We start from the raw sequence: 25,503 nt of genomic DNA, 5'->3' as shown, positions 1-25,503 counted from the left end.
GCTACCATTCCGTTCGATAGCGGATCGGGATCTGCTGGAAGAGGATTTATGAAAGCCACTACCCTGTCACTCTCCGCTCTCGCCTGTGTTCTGGCAAGTCCGGCGCATGCCGAGGGGAACGGCCCCCAGCGCTCGGTTCGGATCGATGCCGCCGCAGACGCGGGGCCGGTCGACCGCTTTTTCGATCTCTCGGTCGGTTCCGACTACCCCGGCACGCTGAAGCGTCCCGACAGCCAGGCACAGCTGCAAGTGGTGTCGAAGGAACTCGGCTTTCGTTACATCCGCTTCCACGACATCTTCCATGATGTGCTGGGCACCGTGCGCAAGGTGGACGGGCGGATCGTCTATGACTGGACCGAGATCGACGCGCTTTACGATGCGCTGCTGGCGAAGAACATCCGGCCATTCGTCGAACTGGGATGGACCCCGGCAGCGATGCGCACCTCGGACCTTCAGCTGTTCTACTGGAAGGGCAATACCTCGCACCCCGACCCGGCGATGTGGCGCGATCTGATCCGGACGTTCGTGACTCACATGCGCGAACGATACGGCGCTGACGAAGTGCGCAGCTGGTACTTCGAGCTGTGGAACGAGCCGAACCTGGACGGTTTCTGGGAAGGCGCCGACCAGCGCGCCTATCTTGACCTCTATCGCGATACCGCCAGAACCATCAAGGCGATCGACCCCCGGCTTCGGGTGGGCGGCCCTGCCACCGCAGGGGCGGCCTGGGTGCCCGAGTTCCTCGACTACGCCCGGCAGAACCAGCTTCCCGTCGATTTCGTGACGACCCACAGCTACGGCGTCGAAGGCGGGTTTCTGGACGAGCAGGGCAAGCAGGATACCAAACTTTCGCCCTCACCCGATGCCGTCATCGGCGATGTACGCCGTGTGCGTGCGCAGATCGAAGCCTCCGCCTTCCCCGGCATTCCGCTCTATTTCACCGAGTGGAGCACCAGCTACACCCCGCGCGACTTCGTGCATGACAGCTATATCAGCGCGCCCTACATTCTCACCAAGCTCAAGAAATCGGCCGGCCTGGCCCAAGGCATGAGCTACTGGACCTACACCGATTTGTTCGAGGAACCCGGCCCGCCGCCCACCCCGTTCCACGGCGGCTTCGGGCTGATGAACCGAGAAGGCATCCGCAAGCCGGCCTGGTTCGCCTACAAGTACCTCCATGCCCTGCGCGGCCGCTCGATTCCGGTGGCCGACGAATATGCACTGGCATCGCGCAGCGGCAGGACCATTGCCGCCGTGGTGTGGGATTGGCATCAGCCGGTCCAGGCACTCAGCAACAAGCCATTCTACACCCGCCTGCAACCATCGCAGCCCAGCGAACCGGTGGAATTCCGCGTCGACCATCTCGCGCCCGGCAGATACCGGATCGTCACCCGCCGCACCGGCTACCGTCACAACGATCCGCTCTCGCGCTACATCGACATGGGCATGCCCGGCTCCATCGACGCCGCCCAGATCGCGCTGTTCCAGAAGGACACCGCCGATCTTCCGGAAACGGACAAAACCATCTCGGTCGGCCGTGACGGCACAGCGCGGATTGCCCTGCCCATGCAGACCAACGACGTCGTGCTGGTCACGATCAACCCCGCCTGAATCGCCATTTTCCGCGGCAGACCTCATTTCGCAACGACCAGGGAATTCTCGTGAGCTTCACGCGACGCACCATTTTCAAGGGCGCCCTCGCCGGCGCCGCGCTTCCCGCATTGCCGCACGCGCTTGCCGCCGGGGAAACCGCCCATGCCGCCCAGACTCCTCCGACATGGGGATCGGGAGCCGAAGGCCAGCGCAAGGCCGACCTCGGCAATGGAACCTATCGCAATCCGATCCTTTCGGGCGACCATCCCGATCCCACGATCCTGAAGGATGGGGACGTCTATTACATGACGTTCTCTTCCTTCGACTACTACCCCGGCCTGGTGATCTGGGAATCGCGCGACCTGGTGAACTGGTCGCCGATCGGCCCGGCGCTGGGCAACAACCTGGGCAGTGTCTGGGCGGTCGATCTGATCAGGCACAAGGGCCGTTACTTCATCTACCTGCCCGCCGCACCGGACGGCAAACCCTGGTCGATCTACGTGATCTGGACGGATGACATTCGCGGGCCCTGGAGCGAACCCATCGATCTCGACATTCCCGGCTGCATCGATCCCGGGCACGTCGTGGGCGAGGACGGCAGGCGCTACCTTTTCACCAACGGCATTCGCAAGGTGCGCCTCACCGACGATGGCCTGGCCACTGACGGCCCGCTCGAGAAAGCCTACGATCCCTGGCGCTATCCCGATGACTGGATCGTCGAGAACTTCGCGCCCGAAGGCCCCAAGCTCATGCGGCACAACGGCTGGTTCTACTTGGTCACCGCCATTGGCGGCACGGCCGGTCCGGTAACCGGACACATGGTCATCGTGGCACGGTCGCGGTCCGTCCATGGACCCTGGGAGCATTGCCCGCACAATCCGATCGTGCGCACGCAGAGCACGGCGGAGCCCTGGTGGTCGCGCGGCCATGCCACTCTGGTCGAAGGCCCGGCGGGCGACTGGTGGATGGTCTACCACGGCTACGAAAACGGCATGCGGACTCTCGGCCGGCAAACCCTGCTGGAGCCGATAGAATGGACGCCTGATGGCTGGTTCAGAGCAAAGGGCGGCGACCTGTCGCAGCCGCTGGCCAAGCCAGCCGGCGGAAAGCTGTCGCCTTCCACGCCCGCGCTCTCGGACGATTTCTCGCAGGACCGCATGGGCCGGCAATGGACGTTCTTCGCGCCGACCGGCAACGAAACCCGCGCCGCCTATCGGGAAGGCGGCATGGTAATCACCGCCAGCGGCACGTCGCCCGATGACTCGCCGCCGCTGACCTGCATTGCCGGCGACCGTCGCTATCAGGCCGAAGTGACACTGGACCTGCTGGGGGAGGAGGCCGAGGCGGGCCTTTTGCTATTCTACAACCACAAGGCCTATGCCGGCCTGGGCTTCACATCCAAGGTATTGAAGCTCTTCGAATATTCCCAGGAACTGACCTGGGCCGGGATCGCCCAGAACGCGCAGAGCATCCGTTTGCGGGTGACCAGCGACGAGAACGTGGTCACCTGGCACTATTCGCACGACGAAGGCCGCACCTGGAAGCGCCACGACACGCGCATGGAAGTCTCCGGCCTCCATCACAACACCTTCGGCGGCTTCCTCAGCCTGCGCTTGGGGATCTACGTGGCGGGCAAAGGCTCCGCCCGGCTGCGCGACTTCCGCTACCGCGCCAACAACGCGGTGGCATGACGGCAATCCATGGTGGCTGGGCCCTGTTCCTGATTTGCGCTTGATCGGCTGACGCGAGACGGCCGCGTCGCAGCTGTTGCGGAAATGCGATGCGCCGATCCCGCGCCCGCGTTCCGGGCCTCACGTCAGTCGAGCATCGTTTTCCGCGAAGAACTGCTTGCGTTCGAGCCGCGAGACCGAATCGCGGGCCACGGGCGCCTTGGCGCCGTTGAGCAGAGTGACGGTGCGATTGCGGCCGTCGGCCTCGACAGAGGCGATGGCGCCGCGGGCCATCCACCAGCTGCGATGGACCTGCTCGCCAGGGCAATCGTCCATCTCGCTGATGGCATCGCGAAGCCGCATGAAGACCAGCTCCGAGCCGCGGACGCCATGGACGCGGACGTAGTGGTCCTCGCTTTGCAAGGCGATGACGGGGCCATGGAAGCCGGGCGAAAGACGGCGGAGAAGGCGCGGCTCGGCCTTTTCATCGGGCGTCGAAATGTTCCCAGGTACCGCCCGAGCGACGGGCGCCGCCTCGGGAGCCAGGGCGACCGGCCGATCCTTCCGCGCGAGGGCCGCCGCCAGGTGCAGGTCCACGGCGCGCGCCCAGATGGCAACCCCCAGAACGCCGATCGCGCTCAGCATCGCGAAAGGCAGAATGCCGCCGAACCCGTCCAGCCCATGGAAAAAGGCCCCGGCGCTCCAGGACCACAGCATGGCGAGCGGGAAGCTGGACAGGAACACGCCCGAATAGACCAGCATCCTCTTCGGCAGCGCGGTGGCATCGGCGATGCTGGTCCAGAGCAGGATCGAGGGGCGTACCAGCACGTAGGCGCCCATGAGGTGCATCCACCAGCGCCAGACCCGACCCATGAAGTCGTCCTCCAAATACGTCCCGAAGGGGCCGAGGAAACCGATTATCGCCGCGACGATCGCCATGGCCCAGAATTCGATCAGGATTCGCCGCAACCAGTTCACGCCAACTCTCCCTGCCTGCGACGCGCCAATTGGAAAACCGCCGTGTTTCTGCCGGCTTGGCGTCGTATCCCCCTGCGTAACGTAAAACCGATTGTCCGCCAATCGCCGCCTGTCACCTGAGCCTCGACAACGCCGCCGGCAAGTGGCTCGCGGCATCGCAGCACAGGATACTATCATGGTCACCGAACACTATCGCCCCCTTGTCCTTGCCGGAGCGCTTGCCGTCCTGGCGCATGTCGTCGCCTTCGCCGTGGCGCTTGCCTGAACAGCCACGATGATCGGCACATTCTTCACCGGCGAGCAGGCCCTGGCGGTCTGGCTCTGGGCGTTCGTGGCGACCGGCGTGATCGCCGGGATCGTCAGCGGCTTCTTCAAGGCCCGGAAAATCCAGCCGCGCGGCTTCAAGTGGAAGATCCTGCGCAACGAGGCCATCGTGGCGGTGATCACGCTTGCAATCTCGGGCAAGATCATCGGCTCGGCCTCGGCCTGGCTCAAGACGCACGGCTGGATCACGTTCCAGAGCGGAGCAGCGCCCTGGTGGATGATCGCGCTGGAATTCGGCGCCTACTTCTTCCTGTTCGACACTTACTTCTACTGGCTCCACCGCTGGATGCACAAGGAGCCGGTCTATAGCTGGGTCCACAAGCTCCACCACAAGTCAACATCGCCGAACCTGCTGACCACCCTGTCGGTCAATCCGCTGGAATCGATGATCAACGGCGGCTTCGTCCCGCTGTTCCTGGCCGTCTTCACGGTCCACCCGGCCACGATGGCGCTGATCCTGCCGACCAATATCATCATGGGCCTCTACGTCCATTCGGGCTACGAATTCCTGCCGCGCTGGTGGAACCGCACATGGGCCACGAAGTGGTTCATCACGGCCACCTTCCATGACCAGCACCACCGCTACTTCACGGGCAACTTCGGCGGCTACACCACGATCTGGGACCGCCTCTGCGGCACCATGCGCAAGAAGTACGAAGCCGATTTCGATGCGGTAAAGGCCCGCTCCGCTCGGCGCACGGCCGCCCCCGCACTCGCGGAGCTGAGCGCCGAGCGCGCAGAAGCCTGACCGACCCAGGACCACGCAAAAAGACACAACGATCGGCCGGAAAACGGCCACGAAGACGGGAGAGTGACAGATGAACGTTCGGGCAAGAACGAGCGCCATGGTCCTGGCGGCGGCGCTGGCGGCTACCCCGCTGCTGGCCGCACCGGCCGACACCGTCCGCGCCCGCGTGGACAACTACCGGGAACTCGGCGCCGCCTTCAAGGGTGTCAACGACGGCCTGCGCGGCAGCGAAGTGCAGACCGTGCTGATCGCGCAGTCCGTTCGGCAGATCCGCAACGCCTCGCGGGGGCAATACGAGTGGTTTCCGGCAGGATCCGGCCCGCAGTCCGGCGCCAAGACCCGCGCGAAGGCCGAGATCTGGTCCCAGCCCGCGAAGTTCAAGGGCGCGCAGGACGCTTTCGCGAAAGCCGCCGACGATCTGCAACGCGCCGTGACCGCCAAGGATGTGGCCGCAATCCGCCTCAGCGCGCAGAAGCTCGGCGGGACCTGCAAGGCCTGCCATGACGCCTTCCGCGCGCCCGAGCACTGAGATGCGGCTGGACACCGGCATGACCCGGGACGCTTCCCTGGCCGCTCTTGCAGCGCTGGCGGGACTGGGCGCGGCATCGCTGCCCGCTTCGGCCCAGCCCGCGGATCTCCCGATCGCCGCAGCGGACGGATCCCCCTTTCCCCCGGGCGTGCGCGTCCGCAAGCTCGGGAACGCCAGCGTCTATACCGATGCGAAAGGCAAAGTGCTTTACGGCCTGGACATGCGCACGCTCCTGCGCTGGGCGCCTGATCCGGCCCGGTTCTGCGATGCGGATTGCGCGCAAAGCTGGACGGCACTGGCTGCCCCCGCGGGCTCCGCCGCGAATATCCGCTATCCCGCCGGCTTCGAGAAGACCGCCGATGACCGCTTCATGGACCCGCGCAAGGCCCCGGACTGGACCGTGATCGATGGGGCGCAGGGCAAGCAATGGGTCTACAAGGGCTGGCACCTCGTGTTCACGCGCGCCGACGCGAAGGCGCGCCCCGCCGACGGGGATGGCGCCGCCGGGAACGACGCCGACGCCGACGACAGACGCTGGAACACGCTGAAATACGTGCCGCCGCCGCCGAAACCGGCCGCTCCCGGCGTCGTCACCACGGCCTTCGTCGACGGCGCCTATGCCTTTGCCGACCGGGAGGGCCGCGTGCTGTTCACGGGCAAGTGCGAGAGGGAATGCGCCTGGCGGCCGCTTCCGGCGCCCATGGCGAGCAGCGGCCTAGGCGAATGGAAAGTCAGTCTCGCCGGTGACGCGCCCGAATGGACCTTCAAGGGCAAGCGCGTCTTCGTCGGCGCCGCCGGCGATTCGGGCACTGTCCCGTCCGGAGGCCAGATACTGCGACCCTGACAACGACGACAAACGGGGAGAGGCAAATTGGACAGAGGAAAAACAGGGCTGGGCCTGATGTGCGGCGGGGCTGCCATTGGCGTGGCAGCGCTCATGGCGCTGACCGGCTCACTCTCTATGGAGGCCCCGGCGCGCGCCGAGGCGCCGCCGCGCACGCTGCCCGCCCCGCCGCCGGGCGGGGTCATGGGCTTCGTGGTCCAGGACTTCGTGCCGCCGGTGATCCAGGGCATGGACGCCTGCCCCAAGGGCACCAGCCCCAAGGTTCGCGACATCTATCTGGCCTCGCTTCCCGCCGACGAACGGGCGCGGCTGGAGCGCAAGGAAAACGAACCCGAACTCACCAAACGCTGGCAGGCTACCGTGTTCGGCGCAGACGGCACCAACATCTGTTCGCAGCCCGACAAGTTCGACAGGCCGCTGCTCACGACCGTGCAAAGCGCTCATGCGGGCGGGCTGGATCTGGACGTGGATGCGCCCGGCGAAAGCTGCTCGCACGAAGAGTTCACCGCACCCGACGGGCGCACCGGGATCGACAACCAGGAATACCGCGTGATGGGCTGCACGCTCGAATGGCGCGGCAAGGACGGGATCGGCGGCGACCTCCTCACCGGCATGCGGCAGTTCCACGCCTCGGGCGAGTGGACGCAGGTCATCCTCCTGCGCGGCGTCGACAGCCTGGAAAACGACGACGATGTGGAAGTGATCTACGCCAACACGCCCGATCGTCCGCAACTGGACAGTCACGGCAACTTTCTGCCCGGCTACAGCTTCACGATCTCCGACAAGCCGCCGCGCCATCGCAATGCCCTGCACGGCCACATCGTGGGCGGCGTGCTGGTCACCGATGCGCAGGACATCAAGCTGGCGCAGACCTGGGGCCAGGGCGGCGCCCGCGACATCCGGGGTGCGCGGACCGCCTACGATTTCCGGCATGGCAAGCTCAGGCTCGCCTTCCAGCCGGACGGATCGCTGCGCGGCCTTGTCGGTGGCTACCGGCCGGTGTTCGACGTGATCCAGAGCCCCGCGATCGGCGGTGCCGGTGCGGCTCTGGCTGCCGGCATCGACTGCGCGGGCACCCTGGCGACCTTGCGCAAATATGCCGATGGCATTCGCGATCCGAAAACCGGCACATGCTCCGGCGTATCCAGCGCCATGAACCTCTACGCCGTCCCCGCCTTCATCAACGACGTGCCGGCTCCATCTGCCAGGATCGCGCCCGCCGGGACCGCACATGCCGGGAACAAGACCCTATGAGCCCGTTTCGCACCGTGCCACTCGGCATCGCGGCGGTCACGCTTGCCGCCACGCTCTGGCTGGCAGGCACCGCATCGACTTCCGCGCCCGTCCATGCGGAGGCCAATGGCTCTCCGGCGCTGCTCACGGATCCCCAGGTCGTCGGAATGCGGCGCCTGACCGAGGCGCAATACCGCAACAGCATTGCCGACATCTTCGGCAGCGACATCCGCGTGGCGGGCCGGTTCGAGCCGATCGTGCGCCCCGCGCACCAGCTCATCGCCTCGGGCGCCCGCAGCTCCGCCATTACGCCTTCCGGGCTGGAGCAGTTCGACGCCATGGCCCGTGAGATCGCCCGGCAGGTCTTCGACGAGGAGCACCGCGCGCAGTTCACCGCCTGTGCCCCGGCCGATCCCGCGGGCGCCGATGCGTCATGCGCGGGCCGCACCTTGGCGCCGCTCGGCCGCCTGCTGTTCCGCCGCCCCCTCAGCGAACAGGAACTGGCGCTTTACGTCCGCATCGCCGGGGAAGGTGCCGGCCCCACCAGGTCCTTCGCGAAAGGGCTGGAACTGGCGCTGGGCGCGATGCTCGTCTCGCCCTTGTTCCTCTACGTGGTGGAGACGGCCCAGCCCGATCCCGAGCGCCCCGGCGTGATGCGTCTGGACGACAATTCTCGTGCCGCCCGGCTCAGTTTCATGCTGTGGAATTCGGCGCCGAATGCCGCCCTGCTCGATGCGGCGGCCGCGGGCAGGCTGACCGATCAGCCGCAGCTTGCCGCCACCGTCCGCCGGATGGTCGCCTCGCCCCGCTTCGAGCAGGGTTTGCGGGCCTTCTTCGCGGACATGCTGCTGTTCGAGAAGTTCGACGAGCTGGCCAAGGACCCGGTGATCTATCCCTATTTCAACCAGGACGTGCTCCAGGCCCTGCCCGAGCAGATGCTGCGCACGATCACCACGCAATTGCTGGACGGCGACGGCGATTACCGGGAGCTGTTCACCACCCGCAAGACCTGGATGAACCGGGCGCTGGGCGCGCTCTACCGGGTGCCGGTCAGCCAGTCTCAAGGCTGGGTGCCTTACGAATTCACGGCCGAATCCGATCGTTCGGGACTGCTGGGCCTCGCCGGGTTCCTGGCGATGTATTCCCATTCCGGACGCAGCTCTCCGACATTGCGTGGCCGGGCGATCCGCGAACTCCTGCTCTGCCAGCCGGTGCCCAATCCCCCCGGAAACGTGAACTTCACCGCCGTGCAGGACACGGGCAACAAGGCGATGCCCACGGCCCGCATCCGCCTGGATGCCCATACCACCGATCCGGTCTGCGCCGGGTGCCACAAGATCACCGACCCCATCGGCCTCCCGCTGGAACGCTTCGACGGGATCGGCGGCTTCCGCACGTTCGAGAACGAGGCCGCGATCGACGTCTCGGGCGAAATGGACGACACCCGCTTCACCGGCGGCGACGGGCTGGGCAAGGCCATTGCCGCCAGCAAGGACGCCACGCTCTGCGTCACGTCCCGCGCACTCGAATATGCGACCGGGCGCCCCAGCGAGGACGGCGAACTGATCGAACGGCTCGAAGGCGGCTTTGCGGCCCAGGGCTACCGGTTGCGCCAGTTGATCGAGACGATCGCGAGCCTGCCGCAGACTTACGAAGTTCCCACCGAAAGCATCAAGGCCGGCACCACCCTGGTGGCGACGCGGCGCTAGAGAGGAAACCATCCATGGCATTCGACATCTCGCGGCGCCTGGCGCTGAAAGGCATGATGAACGGCGCCGCCATCACGGTGGGCGTACCGCTGCTGGACATCTTCCTGGACGGTAACGGCGTGGCGATGGCTGCGACCGGCGCTCCCGTGCCGGTCCGGTTCGGCACCTGGTTCTGGGGGCTGGGCGTCAACCCCAGCCGCTGGTTCCCGGACAATCCCGGACCCGGCTACGACCTCAAGCCGGAACTGGAAGTGATCAAGGACCATGCCCACAAGATCAATATCCTGGGCAACTTCAACGTCATGCTCGACGGCGCCCCCAACCTGCCCCACACGTCCGGAGGCCCCGCGATCCGCACCGGCCGCGCCCTCACGGCCGAGGGCGGCCTGCCGGGCGAGAGCTTCGACGTCACCATCGGCGACCGCATCGGCACCCGCACCCGGTTCCGCAGTCTCGAAACATCTGCCTCCGGCGATCCCCGCAACTCGCTGAGCGGGCGCGGCGGCGGCAATCTCAATCCATCCGAAGGCTCTGCGGCCGGGCTGTACAAGCGCCTGTTCGGCACCGGCTTCAAGGATCCGAACAGCGCCGATTTCACCCCCGACCCCGAAGTCATGGCGCGGCGCAGCGTGCTCTCCGCCGTCACCGATCAGCGCAAGGCGCTGGAGGGCGCGGTGGGCGCGGCCGACCGGCAGAAGCTGGACCAGTACTTCACCTCGGTGCGCCAGCTCGAAAACCAGCTCGATGTCGAACTCACCCGGCCGCAGCCCCTCCAGGCCTGCCTGGTGCCGCAGCCTGTCGCCGACCGCGCGGTCAATGCCGAGATCGAGAACGTCGTCGCCAACCATGCGCTGATGACCGATCTCCTCGTCATGGCGCTGGCCTGCGACCAGACCCGGGTGTTCAACATGATGTTCAACAACGGCGCCTCCTCGCTCACGCGGATCGGCAGCACGATCACGCACCACCAGCTTACCCATGAGGAAGCGCTCGACAACCGGCTCGGCTACCAGCCCGAGGCGACCTACTTCCTCAACCGCATCTTCGAAGCCTGGACCTACTTCGTCGCCGCGCTCGACAAAGTGCAGGAGGGCGACCGGACCTTGCTCGACAATACGCTGGTCTTCGCCCACTCCGAGACCGAATTCGCCAAGTTCCACACGATCGACAACATTCCCATGATGACCGCCGGCAGCGCCGGAGGGCGGATCAAGACCGGCATCTATGTCGACGGGTTGGGCACGCCGATCAGCCGCGTGGGCCTGACGCTCCAGCAGGTCATGGGCGTACCCATCGACAAATGGGGCGCGAAGAGCATGGAGACCGGGAAGTCGATCGGGGAGCTGGTCGCATGAAGGCGCGTGCATGGCTGGCGGCACTGGCCGCGATCCCGCTGCTGCCCGTCCCGGCCGCGGCCGAGGGACAGGCTGCGCCCCGAGAGGCCCCCGCGCGCCTGGTCGGCACGGTGCTCAAGTCCGCCTCGATCGACCGGGAACTCGCCTTCTACCGGACGGCCTTCGGCATGACGCTGGCCATGACGCTCGATCACGGCCAGCGCCGCGAATACATGCTGCGGTTTTCCGCCGATCCGGGCGAGGCCGGGCTGATCCTTGTCCACGACAGCGCGCCCGGCGCCCCGGCAAGGCTCACGCATGGCGACGCCTTCGATCGCATCGTCCTGCGCGTCACCGACATGGACGGCCTGCTGGCCCGCCTCGACGCCGCCGGGATCGCCCATCCCCCGGCTCGCGAAGTCGCTCAGGGCTACCGCGTCCTGCAGCTTGAGGACCCCGAAGGCTATTCCCTCGAAGTGATCCAGAGCACGCGCGCCCTAGGAGCACCGCGATGAGCATTTCGCGCAGACAGATCCTCGCGCAGGCCTGCGGGCTCGGCATGGCGCTGGGCGGCAGCGCATTTGCGGGCCGCCTGAATGCCCAGGCGAATGACGCGGCCGCCAAGCCCGCCTGCTACGACCCGGCCACGCTGCCTTATATGCAGAAGAGCCGAAGGCGGGCGCTCGGCTATGTCGACGCCTCGACGAACCCCGCCCGGCGCTGCGGCCTCTGCGCGTTCTTCACCGGCACGTCGGCCGCCTGCGGGAATTGCCAGATGCTGTCCGGTGGCCCCGTGGCGGCCGGCGGCCTGTGCCAATCCTTCGCGCCGAAAGCCGCCAAGTGAGCGCGGCGGCCGGCATCCGGGTGTGGGACCTGCCCACCCGTCTCTTCCACTGGCTACTCGTGCTGCTGTTCGCGTTCTCCTGGTGGAGCGCGGAGAATCGCCACATGGACTGGCACTATCTCTCCGGGATCACCCTGCTCGGCCTCCTGGCGTTTCGGCTGCTGTGGGGGCTGTTCGGATCGAGCACCGCGCGGCTGGCCGCGCTGTTCGCTTCCCCGCGCGCCGTCGGAAGGTATCTCGGCGGGCAAGGCACGCCCCGGGCGGGGCATAACCCGCTCGGCGGTTACAGCGTGCTCGCCATGCTCGCCTTCCTGTCCCTGCAAGTGGGCACCGGCCTCTTCGCCACCGATGTCGACGGTCTGGACTCCGGGCCGCTGTCCTTCCTGGTGTCGTTCGATCAGGGCCGTCTCGCCGCCACGATCCATGCCTTCAGTTTCGACGCATTGCTGGTCCTGATCGGGCTCCATCTGGCGGCGATCGCCTTCTACGCCCTGTTCCGCCGGCGCAATCTGCTTGTCCCGATGCTGACCGGGCGCGATCGCGGCGCTGGAGCGGAAATCGTTCCCATGAAACCGGCCCGGTTCGGCGCTTTCGTCATCGCCGCCGGACTGGCCGCCCTCCTGGCCTGGCAGGCGAGCAAGGGCTTCGGGCTTTAGGCGCCCACCACCGATCCGGCAGGCCCCACCCCTGTCGACGCTTCACCCCATGCGCGCGAGACCTTGCCGATCAATTCGCAAGGCCCGGGAACGAGGCGGCCCCACGGTTCGTATAGTTGGTTCATGACCATGGACCGCCACTCGATATGACATTGGAAAAGAAAGTGCTTTTGGTCGAGGACGAGGCGCTGATCCGCGTGATCGGCACTGACGCGCTCGAAGAAGCCGGGTACGACGTCCTGGAAGCAGGCAGCGCCGACGAGGCGCTCGAGATCCTGGAAGCCTACAGCGAGGTCCTGGTGCTGTTCACGGATATCCGCATGCCGGGAAGCCTGAACGGACTGGAACTGGCCCGCATCGTCCACGAGCGATGGCCCAAGATGAAGCTCCTGCTGACTTCCGGCGACACCTGGCCGTCGGAAAATGAAATCCCCGACGACGGCCGCTTCCTTCCCAAGCCCTATCGCGTGGAAACGCTGCGCCGTGAAATCGACGAGATGACCAGAAACTGCAGCCCGACGACTTAGGAGAGCGCTGAAGGCGCGCGCTTCCCGGCGTCGGACAAGGCCAGGGACAGTTCTTCCACCGAATATGGCTTGTGGAGCAGCCCGAAACCATGCTGGTTGTTATTGGCAAGAACGTGGCTGTATCCGCTGGTGAGCACGACGGTAACGCCGGGCCACCGGTCCCGAACGCGCTGCCCCAACTCCACCCCGTCGATGCCCGGCATCACGACATCGGAAAACACGGCGTCGATTCGCTCGCTCGCCGTCTCCAGGATGGCGATGGCCGAAGCGGCATCGTTGGCGACGAGGGTCTCGTATCCCAGGTCCCGAAGCAGGTCCGACGCGAACTCGCCCACTTGCTCGTTGTCTTCGACAATGAGAATCCGGCCTTCCGCAAGCCATGATCCCTGCTCGGCGTCGCCCCCCTGCGACGAAGCCGGAGCCTCGACTTGCGGCAGGTACATGATGAAAGTGGAGCCCTGCCCCAGCATGCTCCGGACCTCGATCTCGCCGCCCGATTGCTTGGTGAACCCATAGACCTGGCTGAGCCCCAGGCCGGTTCCCTTGCCCACCGCCTTGGTGGTGAAGAACGGCTCGAAGATGCTGTCGATCTGATCGAGGGCAATTCCCGAACCTTCGTCGGTGACCGAAATGCGCACGAAAGATCCCCGCGGATCCGTCATGCCCTGCATCGGCAGAACGCCGTCGAACGTGTCGATCTCCACGACCAGACGCCCTTCGCCGTTCATCGCGTCGCGCGCATTGACGGCCATGTTCACGAAGGCCGTCTCGAACTGGCTGGCGTCCACTTCCACGAAACAGGGCGAGCGCAAGGACGTGACGTCCACCGACACCCGCGAGCCGACCACCGTGCGCAACATATCCGAAATGGTGCCGATCTTGTCGCCGACCTCGAACACTTCAGGCGTCAGCGCCTGGCGGCGCGCGAAAGCCAGCAGTTGTCCAGTGAGCTTGGCGGCCCTGTCCGCGGTGTCGGAAATCGCCTTCACGTATTTCTGGCGCTTTTCCGGCGTCAGCTCGCGGCGGCTGAGCAGATCGGCAGAAGATCGGATGATCGTCAGCAGATTGTTGAAATCGTGCGCCACGCCGCCCGTCAACTGGCCGATCGCATCCATCTTCTGCATGTGCCGAAGCTGGCTTTCGGATTCCGCCAGCTCCCGCGTCCGGGCCTCCACCCGCTCTTCCAGAGTCTCGTTGAGCTGGCGCAGGGCGATCTGGACCTGGTCCTGCTGCTGCTCGGCCGCGCGCAGCGCCGCGCAAGTATCGCGAAGCTCCGCCTCGCGGGCGCGCAGCGCTTCTTCGGCAATCGTGCGTTCCAGCAGGTCGGCCGCCTGCCGGGCGAGAATGTCCAGGAGCCTGAGGTCGCGCTCGGACGGGCGATGGGGCTTCGTCCAGTGAGTCGAGATCATCCCGAGCAGCGTGCCCGAACGCGACAGGAGCGGCGTGGTCTGCGCCGAGCGGATACCGGCACGGCGGAAAGCCATGAGGTCATCCGTGCCGGCGATCTCGTTCCATTCCTCGAAATCGGGAATGATGGCCCTTTGCCCGAACCGCAGCGCCATCGTGCAACTGCTCAGCGCGCTCGGGCTGACCCATTGCCAGAAGGCGATCGCCTCTTCTGGCAAGCCGCGGTGGCACAGCAATTGCAGTTTTCCGCCGTTGCCGGAAGGGTCGCCATAAGGGCACAGCAGCTGCATGGTCCCGAACTGCGAGCCGGTGATGGCCACCGCCGCATCCACGATCTTGCCGTAGAGTTCGACCAGGTCATGCTCGGCGATCAGCTCGACGCTGATCCGCTGGAGCAGGTCGATGTCCGACAGATCGGCGTTTTCCTCGGCCGGCGCCGACAGGGGGGAGCGGAGCAGATCGGTCATTTTCTCGGCACTCAAGAGCGTTCCCGCGCGATGGCGTGGCAGATCGATGCTAGAACCATATGCCCCGGAAGTCTGTCCACTTCTGCCCATAAGCGACGGACCGGATGGAAGTTTCCTGATGGCCGGCCACCGCACGATTTTCGTCGCAGGGCGGGGAAGGCAGACCGCACGGGAATTCGGCCTTCGGGAGGCGCTCTGCCCGAAAGATCCACCCTCGTCGTAAAAAATGCTGCGGGTATCGGCTCCCCGATGGCCTGCCGGATAATTCGGTGCTATGGGCCGGCGGATCAGGGATTCCGGTCCCAAGAGGTGCTCCGGATATAAAGTGCGCCTTTGATATCATTAATACAATCAATGAAGGCGATTTCCGTGTTCATAACGGCAAAACGCTCGATTTGGGGACAGGTTTTTCAGAACGCCCAAAAGCGCAAATTGGCATTTTTGAATTTCAGAGTATGGGTTACTAGAATAGTTCGCTTAGATTTTGATTTTCAATGCCCCTTGCATCTTACGATCAGTCCCCGGCCATCGTGTTCCCGACAGGGAAACCGCGTATTCAAAGCTGATTGTTCTTCCGTCCGGCGTGCCGCGTTCAAGCGCACGGGCGAATTCTCACCGAACGCAGTGAAGGTACGTATTTAGTCATGTCGTTTGACAGAGGAAATCGCGGTAACGGTCGCGACAGGTTCGGCGGTGGTAACGACCGTTTCGGTGGTGGCAACGACCGTTTCGGCGGAAACGATCGCTTCGGCGGCGGTAATGATCGCTTCGGCGGTGGAAACGACCGCTTCGGCGGCGGCGGACAGCGCGGCGGCGGCTTCGGCGGCCCGCGCGGCGGCGGCGCACCTGCACAGGTAATCGGCCAGGGCAGCGGCGTGGTGAAGTTCTTCAACACGGATAAGGGCTTCGGCTTCATCCAGCGCGACGAAGGCGGCGACGACGCTTTCGTGCACATCAGTGCCGTGCAGGACGCCGGCCTGACGACGCTCGCCGAAGGCCAGACGCTGGAATTCCAGCTGGTGGAACGCGGCGGCAAGGTCTCCGCAACCAATCTCTCGATCGTGGGCGAAGTGATCACCGCCTCGCGCCGCGAATCGGCACCGGCCCAGCGCCAGTCGACCGGTGAACGCGCCAGCGGCACGGTCAAGTTCTTCAATGCTGCCAAGGGCTTCGGCTTCGTCAGCCGCGAAGATGGCCAGCCCGACGCATTCGTGCATATCAGTGCCGTTGAGCGTTCGGGCCTGTCGGGCCTGCACGAAGGCGATCAGCTCGAGTTCGAAATCGAGATCGATCGTCGCGGCAAGTCCTCGGCCGTCAATCTGGTCCTTCGCTGAGTTGCAGGCCTTGGCCCGTTTTACGGGCCAAGGCCTTGACAGCACGTCGAATATTGACTGGACCCGCTTCTGCCTGGTTTAACCGAGGAAACTCGGCAACCAGGCGAACGGTTGTAGGTGCATCGCTGCGTTATTATCTGTAGCCTGCCGGCTTCAGGTAATGACCCCTGTAGCGCGACAGCCCCATGGCGTTTTGCAGGCATGTCAGGCAAGGCATTTACAGACCCCTGTGTCTGTCCTGGCGGAGCAACCGCCACGGATGGGACATATGGGATATAAGGCGAACGAATGAGTAACGAAGATTTTGGCGCGGAGAACGACGCTCCGCTGATCGATTCCAGCCGAGGCTCGGTCGAGCGATTGATCGCGCGCGCCAAGCGCCTTGGGGTCATTTCGGTCAGCGAGTTGAACGCTGCCCTGCCCCAGGACGAGATGTCTTCCGAGCAGATCGAAGACGTCATGGCCGCCATCTCGGAGATGGGGGTCAAGATCGTCGAGAACGAAGACGATGATGATTCGTCCGATTCGGAGGCGGATCAGGAAGCCGACGACGATCGCGATGGCGACGGCGCGTTTGCAGAAAGCGGCGAAGGCACCCGCCGCCGCACCGCCGACAGCAAGAGCACCGAATCGCTCGGCCGCAGCGACGACCCCGTACGCCTCTACTTGCGCGAAATGGGCGCCGCGGAAATGCTCAGCCGCGAAGGCGAAGCTGCGATTTCCAAGCGAATCGAAGCCGGCCGCGACATGATGATCCTGGGCCTTTGCGAGAGCCCGATCACGTTCCACGCCATCATCCAGTGGTCCGAAGCGCTCAACAACGGCGAGATGCAGCTGCGCGAGATCCTCGATCTCGACGCCATGCTCTCGAAGGAGCCCGCGCCGGAAAGCCTGTCCGAAGACGGTGAAGGCGACGACGACGGCGAGATCAGCGAAAAGACCGCCGGCCCCTCGTTCAAGGACGAGGACGAAGTCGAGGAAGAGTCCGGCGACGAAGTCGACGAGGACGGCAACCCGATCCCCAAGCGCGAAGCCGAGGAAGAGGAAGAGGACAACACCCTCAGCCTCGCCCAGATGGAAGCGGCCCTCAAGCCCGAAGCGCTTGAGAAGTTCATGCTCATCACCGAGCTGTTCCAGGCCTTCGAGCGCCTCCAGTCGGAGCGTCTCGACGCGCTGGCGCTGGGCATCGACTTCCCGGCCGCCAAGGAAGACCAGTACCAGCAGCTGCGCGAAGACCTGACCGCGCAGGTCGAATCGGTGAAGTTCCACGCGACGAAGATCGAATATCTCGTCGACAACCTCTACGCCTTCAACCGCCGCCTCACCACGCTGGGCGGCCAGATGCTGCGCCTGGCGGAGCGTCACAAGGTGAAGCGCGCCGACTTCCTGGAAACCTATGTCGGCCGCGAGCTGGACGACACCTGGCTCACCGACATGGCCAAGAAGGACAAGAAGTGGGCGGCCTTCGCCGAGGCCGAAGTCGATCCGGTCGAACGCATCCGCGCGGAAGTCTCGGACATCGCCGCCGCCACCGGCATGGCGCTTCCCGAGTTCCGCCGCATCGTCAACATGGTCCAGAAGGGCGAGCGCGAGGCGCGCATCGCCAAGAAGGAAATGGTCGAGGCGAACCTGCGCCTGGTGATCTCGATCGCCAAGAAGTACACGAACCGCGGCCTTCAGTTCCTGGATCTCATCCAGGAGGGCAACATCGGCCTGATGAAGGCGGTCGACAAGTTCGAGTACCGCCGCGGCTACAAGTTCTCGACTTATGCCACCTGGTGGATCCGTCAGGCGATCACGCGTTCGATCGCGGATCAGGCCCGCACGATCCGTATCCCGGTGCACATGATCGAGACGATCAACAAGCTGGTCCGCACCAGCCGCCAGTTCCTCCACGAGCAGGGCCGCGAGCCCACGCCCGAGGAAATGGCCGAGCGCCTGTCCATGCCGCTCGAAAAGGTGAAGCGCGTCCTCAAGATCGCCAAGGAGCCGATCTCCCTTGAAACGCCGATCGGCGACGAGGAAGACAGCAGCCTCGGCGATTTCATCCAGGATGCCAATGCGGTCATCCCGGTCGATGCGGCGATCCAGGCGAACCTCAAGGAAATGATCACCCGCACCTTGTCGTCCCTCACCCCGCGTGAGGAACGCGTGCTGCGCATGCGCTTCGGCATCGGCATGCACACCGACCACACCCTTGAGGAAGTCGGCCAGCAGTTCTCGGTTACCCGCGAACGTATCCGCCAGATCGAGGCCAAGGCGCTGCGCAAGCTCAAGCACCCGAGCCGCTCGCGCATCATGCGCGCGTTCCTGGACTAAACACCGAATCCGAGCATGGATCGGCGGAAGTGCATTGCCACGGCAATGCACTTCCGCCGATCCTGCCCGCGCCGATAGACGCCCCCTACGATCCGCAGCCGCGCACCTAACCTCCGGCACCATGCCGTCCCCGTGCAGGGGATAGCGGCATTCCAGCAGATCCTCGATCTCACCAGCGCCTTGCGCAACGTCAGCGGCATCCAGGCTGGGACCAATGCCGGCAACCGCTCCGAAAGCTTCACGATCCGCGGCTTCCGCTCATCGTACTACGCCGTCGATTCGATCATGCTGAGCCCGGCGATCGAAACCAACGACAGCTACCGCGACATGGCCAATATCGAGCGCATCGAAGTGCTTAAAGGCCCCGCTTCCGTGCTCTACGGTCGCGGCGATCCGGGCGGCCTCATCAACATCGTCACCAAGCAGCCGCGCTTCGAGCGCGCGATGAACTTCTCGGTCCAGGCCGGCAGCAACGATTTCGCACGCGGCCAGATCGACGTGACCGGCCCGGTCGATGCCGCCAAGACCCTGGCCGTGCGCTTCATCGGCGCGGCCCAGACCGGAGACACGTTCCGCGACATACTGGTGCCCTACCGCCGCCAGTTCCTTTCCGGATCGGTGCTGTGGGAGCCGGACGACCGCACCCGCGTGATCGCCAGCCTCACTTATGCGCATCAGCACAACCAGACGGACCGCGGCATCATCGCCACGACCGATGCCGATGGCGACCTGGTGGTCGACCTTCCGCGCACCCGTTTCCTTGGCGAGCGCTGGGCAACCACCGAATCCGAGCGCTACGAATTCAACTACCGCATCGAGCACGAGCTGACCGACTGGCTGACGATCCGCCAGATCGGCCACTACGACGAAGGCAAGCTCGACCTGTTCGGCATCAACTACGGCAACACCGTGGCCGTCAACGCCGCGACCGGCGCGCGCACCATCACCCGCACCGCCGTCGAGCAGCATGAGAACAATCACAACTACGACGCGCAGGCCGACATGGTCGCCCGCTTCAAGACCGGCGGCATCGGCCATACCGTCGTGTTCGGCGGCGAATATGTGAAGTCCTACCGCTTCCGCACGTTCGCCCGTGCCACGCTGGCCCGGATCGACATCGACAACCCGGTCTACGGCGCCGAGCCCGGAACTTTCGTTCCCGCCGCCGACCGCAAGGTCCAGGCCAAATCCTGGTCCGGCTACCTGCAGGACCAGATCGACATCGGCGATCAGATCAATCTGCTGGCCGGTGTGCGCTACGACCATGCACGGCAGTCCGACCACGGCACGACCCAGTACGAATCCGATGACAAGGCCTGGTCGCCCCGCGTGGGACTGGTCTTCAAGCCGGTGCCCAATATCTCGCTCTTTGCCGACTTCACCCGTTCGTTCCAGTCGAAGCCCGAACCGACCATCGACGGCAAGCCCATCGATCCCGAAAAGGGCAAGCAGTACGAGGCCGGCGTCAAGGCGGAGCTGTTCGGCGGCCGTCTGGGCGGCACCCTGGCCGTGTACCAGCTCACCCGTGAAAACGTGACGCAGCAGGACCCCAACAACGTCGGCTACAATATCAACGCCGGCGTGCAGCGGTCGCGCGGCGTGGAACTCGATCTCTCGGGCTCGATCAGCCCCAGCGTGAAAGTGATCGCCAACGGCGCCTATACCGACGCGACCGTGCGGGAATCGACAGACTACGCGCGCGGCAACCAGTTGATCGGCGTGCCCAAATGGAGCGGCAGCTTCTGGCTGACCTGGGAACCGGTCGACGGGGCGCTTCGCAACTTCGGCCTTGGCGGCGGCGTCTTCTCGGCCAGCAACCGCCAGGGCGACCTTGAGAACAGCTTCAGCATCGGCGGCTATACGCGCCTGGACAGCAGTGTCTGGTACAAGCTGGCAGACAAGGTCCGCCTGTCGCTCAATGTCAAGAACATCACCAACGACTACTACATGGAATCCTCGGTTTCGCGCTCGCAAGTCGTGCCGGGCGAAGGTCGCAGCTTCCTTGTCGGCCTGAGCGGGAGCTTCTGAGGATGGGCAAGGCGTTCGCCGCCATCGTCGTGCTGCTGCTGGCGAGCGCCGCGGCGCCCCTTCCCGCGCCCGCGGGGGATGCGGGCCGCATCCTGTTCCTGATGCGCGCCGATCCGCCGGGAGGTTCGGCCGATCCGCAAGTCAAGGCGCGGCTGGAACAACTGGGCTACAGCGTGACCGTCAGCGAGGGGCTGGCGGGTCAAGGCGGTGCCGGCATGCCGGATCCTTGCGGGTTCGATCTGGTGGTGATGTCCTCCACGGTCCGCTCCAACCAGTTCACCGCCGAACGCTCGGTCATCACGCGCCTTCGAGACATGGGCATCCCGCTGGTGACCTGGGAGAATGACCTGCTCGACGACTTGTGGATGACGGGCCTGCGCCGCGACAGTGACTTCGGCGAGCTGGAAACGGGGCACTATTTCTGGCTGGTCCGCGCGCCTCATCCGCTGGCGGCGGGAATCCCCGCAGGGCTCGGGACCTGGACCGAAGCCCGAACACCGGCAGGCTGGGGCAAGCCGGGGCTGGGCGCCGACGTCATCATGACCTGGCCGGGCGAGCCGGAGAAATCGACCCTTTTCGGCTACGAGGCCGGGGCGACGATGGATCACGACCACCTCGCCCCTGCCCGCCGGGTGTTCATCGGCATGGAAAACAACAGCTTCACCCGCATGACCGATACCGGGCGCAAGCTGTTCGACAGCGCCATTGCCTGGGCCAGGGCCGGCCGCAAGTCCTGCGGCGCGAAACGGTGACGGCCGCTTGGAGGTAGACCTTGCCGAGGGCCGGAAGCTGCCGGAAGGCCGCCGATCGGCCTCAACCGGCAACCTGTCGTATCTCTCTTTGATGCCGGCGAGAGTCCGACTTTCGCGGTCGGGCTCTCGTCTGCCGGGGTGGACGGCGGCTTAGAGCCAGCGCACCCGGCCGGTGGCGAGTTCGTACACCGCGCCCACGACCTTGAGTTCGCCCCGCTCCTGCGGCTCGATCAGCATCGGTTCGGAGAACGTCTGGAGCCGCTCGACCATGCGGCGGACATTCTCCTCGACGGCCACGTCCACCAGCTTTTCCTCACCGACATTGCGCTGGGCTGCCAGCACCGCCGGAATGATCGGCTCGATCATGCGGCCTATGCTGCCGGGGAAGCGCACGTCCTTGGTCACGACGTCCGCGGCAGCCGCGACGGCGCCGCATTTCTCGTGGCCGAGCACCACGATGAGCGGCACTTTCAGCACGCTGACCGAATACTCCACGGAACCCATTCCCGCCGCATCGACGTTGTTTCCGGCCGTTCGCACGATGAACAGCTCGCCAAGACCCGCTCCGAACAGCTGCTCGGGGCCGACGCGCGAATCCGAGCATCCCACCAGGGTCGCGAAGGGCTGCTGCCCCTCGGCCAGCGCAAGACGGCGCTCGCGCGAGATGTCCGACTGCGACGGCTGGTCGGCAACGAATGCGCGGTTCCCGTCCACCAGGCGCTGCAGAGCCTCGTCCGGTGTCGGCTGCGCGGTAGCCAGGGTGTTGGATGTCGCCACTAATCAATCTCCTTCGAACATGCGGATGAGGCAGGAAATGGCCTTCGCAAGTCTCAGGCGCTTAGCTCGCCGGTTACGTATCGTTTCCGGGCACGCGGCATGGGTTGCGGCCCGCTCGCGCAGGCATCGGCAGGGGCTGCGGCGAAATGCGCAGGGGAAGCAGCGCCGCAAGGATCGCGCGCCCGATGGCCCTGACTATTCCGAGAGGCCGCGGAACATCGAGTCCTTACAAACGCTTGGCTGTCACTTCGGGCGATTGCGACCCACGCCCTCTGATGAAGGCGCGTCCGGATCGGCTTGGTGGATTGCTATGTGGCCGTCAGTCTGTGTCGGTCAGACGCACCAGGCTGAAACTGAGGCCCCGTAGCCGAATGCATCTCTACGGGGCCTCTATTCATGGTGCGGCGGGCAGGTCCGTTCACCGCCCGCGCGCAGGTCATTCCGCGGTGATGTCGCGCACGCGGGATATCAGGGTGTCCACCGCGAAAGGCTTGGTCAGCACTTGCATGCCCGGCTCGAGATGACCGTTGCCGATCACCGAGTTCTCCGCATAGCCGGTGATGAACAGCACCTTCAGGTCCGGGCGGCTCTGCCGGCCGGCATCGGCCATCTGGCGGCCGTTCATGCCGCCGGGCAGACCGACATCGCTGATCAGCAGGTCGATCCGAACGTCTGACTGCAGCACATGCAGGCCGGAAACGCTGTCCGCCGCTTCGATCACGGCATAGCCCAGGTCTTCGAGGACATCGGTGACAAGCATCCGCACGCTCGGCTCGTCGTCGACGACCAGCACCGTTTCCCCCACTTCGGCGCCGAGATCGGCCGTGTGCGTGGCAAGTTCGAGGTCGCTGCCGACCTCGCCGTAATGGCGCGGCAGGTAGATGCAGACCGTCGTGCCTTCGCCCAGTTCGGAATAGATGCGGACCTGCCCGCCCGACTGCTTGGCAAAGCCATAGATCATCGACAGCCCCAGCCCGGTGCCCTGCCCGATGGGCTTGGTCGTGAAGAAGGGATCGAAGGCCTTGGCGATCACGTCGGCGGTCATGCCGGTTCCGGTATCCGTGACGCAGAGCGAGAGGTATTGCCCTTCGGGAACGTCATGCGTGCGCGCGCCCGTGCGGTCGAGCCATTTGTTCGCAGTCTCGATGGTGATGCGCCCGCCCTGCGGCATCGCGTCGCGCGCATTGATGCAGAGGTTGAGCAGCGCGTTCTCCAGCTGGCCGGGATCGACCAGCGTGGGCCAGAGACTGGCCGCGCCCACGGTCTCGACCTGGATCGCCGGCCCGACCGTGCGCTGGATCAGCTCCGCCATGCCGTTGACCAGCGCATTCACGTTGGTCGGCCGCGGATCGAGCGTCTGCCGCCGCGAGAACGCCAGCAGTCGGTGCGTCAGGGCGGCGGCGCGGCGCGATGCGCCCTGTGCCGCGACCAGATACTTGTCGACATCGGTCAGCCGCCCTTGCTTGAGCCGGGTGCCCACCATTTCCAGGGCGCCGGATATGCCGGCAAGCAGATTGTTGAAATCGTGCGCCAGGCCGCCCGTCAGCTGCCCCACGGCTTCCATCTTCTGGGCCTGGCGCAATTGCGCTTCGGCATGCATCAGTTCGGCGGTACGCTCGGCGACGCGCTGTTCCAGCGTCTCGTTGAGCGCACGCAGCGCGCTGGCCGCGCTGTCGCGTTCCGCCTCGATCATGCGCCGCTGCTCGATATCGAGAAGCACGCCCGGCGAACTCACCGCCGTCCCGTCCGGCCCCATTTCGACGCGGCCGTTCGCCTCGATCCAGTAATAGCGGCCATCGGCCCGCAGCACGCGGTACTGATGCGCATAGGCCCCGCCTTCCGCCATGGCCTTGTTCATCGCCTCGGAAAGCCGCGCCTGATCGTCGGGATGTACCGAACGCACGATCTGCGCGAGGTTCAGTCCCACGCGGTCCTGCCCCGGATCGAAACCGAAAGTCTGGGCGAAACCTTCATCGACCGTGAAGCTGTCCGTCGGGATGTCCCAGAACCAGGTGCCGATGATCGCGCCTGCGGACAGGGCGAGATTCACCCGATCGATGTTCTCTCGGGCGATCGCCTCACTGGCCCGCAGGGCGTCTTCGGCCCGGCGCCGTGCCTCGATGTCGCGGAACATGACCGAGACCTGGCGCAGCGATGCCGGTTCGACCCGGGAGGCGGACACTTCGATATGCCGCCCGGCGGCCAGGAAATAGCGCTCGAAACGGATCGGCTTGCCGGTGCGCAGCACTTCGCCGTAAAGTTCGGCCCAGCCTTCCGCATCTTCCGGCTCCAGATCCCGCAAGCTGCGCCCGACGATATTGGCAATGCCGGATTGGCGCTCGTAACCCGAATTCGCCTCGATATGGACGTAGTCGCTCAGGGGACCGTGCGGGCCGTCGAAGAATTCGATGATGCAGAAACCGTCGTCGAGCGCCTCGAACAAGGCCCGGTAACGTTCCTCGCTCCGCGCCAGGGCGGCCACGATTTCCCGGTGCCCGCTGATGTCGCGCACGGCGCCCACGAAGCCGACCTGCGTGCCGGAGCTATCCCGCTCGTATTCGGCGGTACGCGACAGCCAGCGTATTTCTCCCGTCGCCGCATCCTTCACGCGGTAGTCGACCGAGAGTTCGCCGGTCCCCGCAGAGCGGGCGTGCAGGCTCGATACCCGCGCCCGGTCTTCGGGAACGACGCATTGCTCGAAGTCCGAGGTCTGGTAGCTCGCCTTGACCGGAAGCCCGTAGAGCCGGCAAAGCTCGGGCGTCGGGTAGACCCTGTCCTGCGCGATCTCTACCGTGAACAGGCCCACTTTGCCCGCTTCCTGCGCGTGCCGGAGGCGTTTCTTCTCCATCTCGGCCACGGCGGCCGCGCGGCGCAGGTCCAGCGCCGTCAGCGCCTGCCGGGCAAGGACCCGCAGGGCCTTTTCCTGCACGGCATCCAGTTCGCGCGGGACATAGTCCAGCACGCAGAGAGTGCCGACCGGGTAGCCGTCCTCCGTCTTGAGCAGCGCGCCCGCATAGAACCGCAGGCCCGGTTCGGCCATGACCAGCGGATTGTCCGAAAACCGCGCGTCCTGCGTGGCATCGGTCACGAGGAGGAAGTCTTCTTCCAGCAGGGCCTTGATGCAGAACGAGGTCTCTATGGGCGTTTCACGAAGGCCAAGGCCCACTTCCGCCTTGAAGAACTGGCGCCCTTCGCCCACGAAATTGACGACAGCGATAGGCGTGCCGCAAATCGCAGCTGCCAGCTCCGCGATTTCGTCGAAGGCCTTTTCGCGCGGCGAATCCAGCACGTCGTAACGCGCCAGGGCCTCGAGACGGGCAGCTTCGAAATCACAAGGTTCGGTCATCAAAAAGGCTCTTCATCCGTTCCGCAGGCTGCCCGGCGCTGCACGGTTGCAAATCGCGGCGCGTGACGGGGAAGCGCTCCGGCG

20 protein-coding genes are annotated in these 25,503 nt (G+C 65.4%); 16 read left to right on the top strand and 4 right to left on the bottom strand.

Going from position 1 to position 25,503, the window contains the following annotated elements:
* Positions 1-48: 48 nt before the first annotated feature.
* Positions 49-1,611 carry a GH39 family glycosyl hydrolase gene (locus ACZ1J6_RS01665; RefSeq protein ID WP_134094212.1) on the top strand — a complete coding sequence of 521 codons (1,563 nt, stop codon included), beginning with the start codon at positions 49-51 and terminating at the stop codon, positions 1,609-1,611.
* A 50-nt stretch (positions 1,612-1,661) separates the two neighbouring features.
* Positions 1,662-3,284, top strand: coding sequence for a family 43 glycosylhydrolase (locus ACZ1J6_RS01660; protein WP_134094211.1), 1,623 nt, complete (start codon positions 1,662-1,664; stop codon positions 3,282-3,284).
* Between the two features lie 120 nt (positions 3,285-3,404).
* Here the strand turns inward: ACZ1J6_RS01660 and ACZ1J6_RS01655 are convergent, their stop codons facing one another.
* Positions 3,405-4,241 (bottom strand): LytTR family DNA-binding domain-containing protein, encoded by an 837-nt coding sequence (locus ACZ1J6_RS01655; protein WP_243840998.1) that lies wholly within the window; start codon positions 4,239-4,241, stop codon positions 3,405-3,407.
* A gap of 274 nt (positions 4,242-4,515) precedes the next feature.
* Between ACZ1J6_RS01655 and ACZ1J6_RS01650 the strand changes: the two genes are divergently transcribed.
* The 10 genes from ACZ1J6_RS01650 (at position 4,516) to ACZ1J6_RS01605 (ending at position 12,989) form a co-directional block, all read left to right on the top strand.
* Positions 4,516-5,313 carry a sterol desaturase family protein gene (locus ACZ1J6_RS01650; RefSeq protein ID WP_134094210.1) on the top strand — a complete coding sequence of 266 codons (798 nt, stop codon included), beginning with the start codon at positions 4,516-4,518 and terminating at the stop codon, positions 5,311-5,313.
* A 70-nt stretch (positions 5,314-5,383) separates the two neighbouring features.
* Positions 5,384-5,842, top strand: a complete 459-nt coding sequence (locus ACZ1J6_RS01645; protein WP_132267121.1) for a c-type cytochrome — start codon at positions 5,384-5,386, stop codon at positions 5,840-5,842.
* Between the two features lie 19 nt (positions 5,843-5,861).
* Positions 5,862-6,686 carry a COG4315 family predicted lipoprotein gene (locus tag ACZ1J6_RS01640; RefSeq protein WP_134094209.1) on the top strand — a complete coding sequence of 275 codons (825 nt, stop codon included), beginning with the start codon at positions 5,862-5,864 and terminating at the stop codon, positions 6,684-6,686.
* 27 nt (positions 6,687-6,713) lie between these two features.
* Positions 6,714-7,940: a hypothetical protein gene (locus ACZ1J6_RS01635; RefSeq protein ID WP_243840997.1), complete on the top strand. Its 1,227-nt coding sequence runs from the start codon at positions 6,714-6,716 to the stop codon at positions 7,938-7,940.
* Positions 7,937-9,628 carry a DUF1592 domain-containing protein gene (locus tag ACZ1J6_RS01630; protein ID WP_431567553.1) on the top strand — a complete coding sequence of 564 codons (1,692 nt, stop codon included), beginning with the start codon at positions 7,937-7,939 and terminating at the stop codon, positions 9,626-9,628. The genes ACZ1J6_RS01635 and ACZ1J6_RS01630 overlap by 4 nt, the downstream gene beginning before the upstream one ends.
* Positions 9,629-9,642: 14 nt before the next feature.
* A complete protein-coding gene (locus tag ACZ1J6_RS01625) occupies positions 9,643-10,983 on the top strand; it encodes a DUF1552 domain-containing protein (protein WP_134094207.1) in 1,341 nt (446 codons plus the stop codon).
* The gene (locus ACZ1J6_RS01620) at positions 10,980-11,477 is read left to right on the top strand and encodes a VOC family protein (protein ID WP_166675240.1); all 498 of its coding nucleotides are present in this window, start codon (positions 10,980-10,982) and stop codon (positions 11,475-11,477) included. The genes ACZ1J6_RS01625 and ACZ1J6_RS01620 overlap by 4 nt, the downstream gene beginning before the upstream one ends.
* Positions 11,474-11,806, top strand: coding sequence for a high-potential iron-sulfur protein (locus tag ACZ1J6_RS01615; RefSeq protein ID WP_134094205.1), 333 nt, complete (start codon positions 11,474-11,476; stop codon positions 11,804-11,806). The genes ACZ1J6_RS01620 and ACZ1J6_RS01615 overlap by 4 nt, the downstream gene beginning before the upstream one ends.
* Positions 11,803-12,462 carry a cytochrome b/b6 domain-containing protein gene (locus tag ACZ1J6_RS01610; RefSeq protein WP_134094204.1) on the top strand — a complete coding sequence of 220 codons (660 nt, stop codon included), beginning with the start codon at positions 11,803-11,805 and terminating at the stop codon, positions 12,460-12,462. Before ACZ1J6_RS01615 ends, ACZ1J6_RS01610 begins: the two co-directional genes overlap by 4 nt.
* A gap of 146 nt (positions 12,463-12,608) precedes the next feature.
* The gene (locus ACZ1J6_RS01605; protein ID WP_134094203.1) at positions 12,609-12,989 is read left to right on the top strand and encodes a response regulator; all 381 of its coding nucleotides are present in this window, start codon (positions 12,609-12,611) and stop codon (positions 12,987-12,989) included.
* On the opposite strand, the gene ACZ1J6_RS01600 is transcribed toward ACZ1J6_RS01605, so the two are convergent.
* Entirely contained in the window at positions 12,986-14,863 is a 1,878-nt protein-coding gene (locus tag ACZ1J6_RS01600; protein WP_134094202.1) for an ATP-binding protein, read from the bottom strand. The genes ACZ1J6_RS01605 and ACZ1J6_RS01600 overlap by 4 nt on opposite strands.
* A 644-nt stretch (positions 14,864-15,507) precedes the next feature.
* Between ACZ1J6_RS01600 and ACZ1J6_RS01595 the strand changes: the two genes are divergently transcribed.
* The 4 genes from ACZ1J6_RS01595 (at position 15,508) to ACZ1J6_RS01580 (ending at position 21,296) form a co-directional block, all read left to right on the top strand.
* On the top strand, positions 15,508-16,197 hold the full coding sequence (locus ACZ1J6_RS01595; RefSeq protein WP_132267139.1) for a cold-shock protein: 690 nt from the start codon (positions 15,508-15,510) through the stop codon (positions 16,195-16,197).
* A 288-nt stretch (positions 16,198-16,485) separates the two neighbouring features.
* Positions 16,486-18,516 carry an RNA polymerase sigma factor RpoD gene (rpoD, locus tag ACZ1J6_RS01590; protein WP_132267141.1) on the top strand — a complete coding sequence of 677 codons (2,031 nt, stop codon included), beginning with the start codon at positions 16,486-16,488 and terminating at the stop codon, positions 18,514-18,516.
* A gap of 132 nt (positions 18,517-18,648) precedes the next feature.
* Entirely contained in the window at positions 18,649-20,544 is a 1,896-nt protein-coding gene (locus ACZ1J6_RS01585) for a TonB-dependent siderophore receptor (RefSeq protein ID WP_166675239.1), read from the top strand.
* 2 nt (positions 20,545-20,546) lie between these two features.
* Entirely contained in the window at positions 20,547-21,296 is a 750-nt protein-coding gene (locus ACZ1J6_RS01580) for a hypothetical protein (RefSeq protein ID WP_132267145.1), read from the top strand.
* Positions 21,297-21,446: 150 nt separating this feature from the next.
* Here ACZ1J6_RS01580 and ACZ1J6_RS01575 read toward each other — a convergent pair whose 3' ends face one another.
* Complete coding sequence (locus ACZ1J6_RS01575) at positions 21,447-22,073, bottom strand: carbonic anhydrase (protein WP_132267147.1); 627 nt, start codon at positions 22,071-22,073, stop codon at positions 21,447-21,449.
* A 436-nt stretch (positions 22,074-22,509) separates the two neighbouring features.
* Entirely contained in the window at positions 22,510-25,419 is a 2,910-nt protein-coding gene (locus tag ACZ1J6_RS01570; protein ID WP_134094200.1) for a PAS domain-containing protein, read from the bottom strand.
* Between the last annotated feature and the right edge of the window lie 84 nt (positions 25,420-25,503).

It is taken from the genome of Novosphingobium sp. BL-S-21, from assembly GCF_055521655.1.
This window is presented reverse-complemented; position numbering and strand designations above follow the sequence as displayed.

Excerpts from the sequence above, each read along its gene's own strand:
- ACZ1J6_RS01645 (WP_132267121.1), top strand. The coding sequence starts at position 5,384 with ATGAACGTTCGGGCAAGAACGAGCGCCATGGTCCTGGCGGCGGCGCTG.
- rpoD (WP_132267141.1), top strand. The coding sequence starts at position 16,486 with ATGAGTAACGAAGATTTTGGCGCGGAGAACGACGCTCCGCTGATCGAT.
- ACZ1J6_RS01640 (WP_134094209.1), top strand. The coding sequence starts at position 5,862 with ATGACCCGGGACGCTTCCCTGGCCGCTCTTGCAGCGCTGGCGGGACTG.
- ACZ1J6_RS01615 (WP_134094205.1), top strand. The coding sequence starts at position 11,474 with ATGAGCATTTCGCGCAGACAGATCCTCGCGCAGGCCTGCGGGCTCGGC.
- ACZ1J6_RS01600 (WP_134094202.1), bottom strand. The coding sequence starts at position 14,863 with ATGACCGATCTGCTCCGCTCCCCCCTGTCGGCGCCGGCCGAGGAAAAC.
- ACZ1J6_RS01665 (WP_134094212.1), top strand. The coding sequence starts at position 49 with ATGAAAGCCACTACCCTGTCACTCTCCGCTCTCGCCTGTGTTCTGGCA.
- ACZ1J6_RS01620 (WP_166675240.1), top strand. The coding sequence starts at position 10,980 with ATGAAGGCGCGTGCATGGCTGGCGGCACTGGCCGCGATCCCGCTGCTG.
- ACZ1J6_RS01650 (WP_134094210.1), top strand. The coding sequence starts at position 4,516 with ATGATCGGCACATTCTTCACCGGCGAGCAGGCCCTGGCGGTCTGGCTC.
- ACZ1J6_RS01570 (WP_134094200.1), bottom strand. The coding sequence starts at position 25,419 with ATGACCGAACCTTGTGATTTCGAAGCTGCCCGTCTCGAGGCCCTGGCG.
- ACZ1J6_RS01605 (WP_134094203.1), top strand. The coding sequence starts at position 12,609 with ATGACATTGGAAAAGAAAGTGCTTTTGGTCGAGGACGAGGCGCTGATC.
- ACZ1J6_RS01625 (WP_134094207.1), top strand. The coding sequence starts at position 9,643 with ATGGCATTCGACATCTCGCGGCGCCTGGCGCTGAAAGGCATGATGAAC.
- ACZ1J6_RS01630 (WP_431567553.1), top strand. The coding sequence starts at position 7,937 with ATGAGCCCGTTTCGCACCGTGCCACTCGGCATCGCGGCGGTCACGCTT.
- ACZ1J6_RS01580 (WP_132267145.1), top strand. The coding sequence starts at position 20,547 with ATGGGCAAGGCGTTCGCCGCCATCGTCGTGCTGCTGCTGGCGAGCGCC.
- ACZ1J6_RS01595 (WP_132267139.1), top strand. The coding sequence starts at position 15,508 with ATGTCGTTTGACAGAGGAAATCGCGGTAACGGTCGCGACAGGTTCGGC.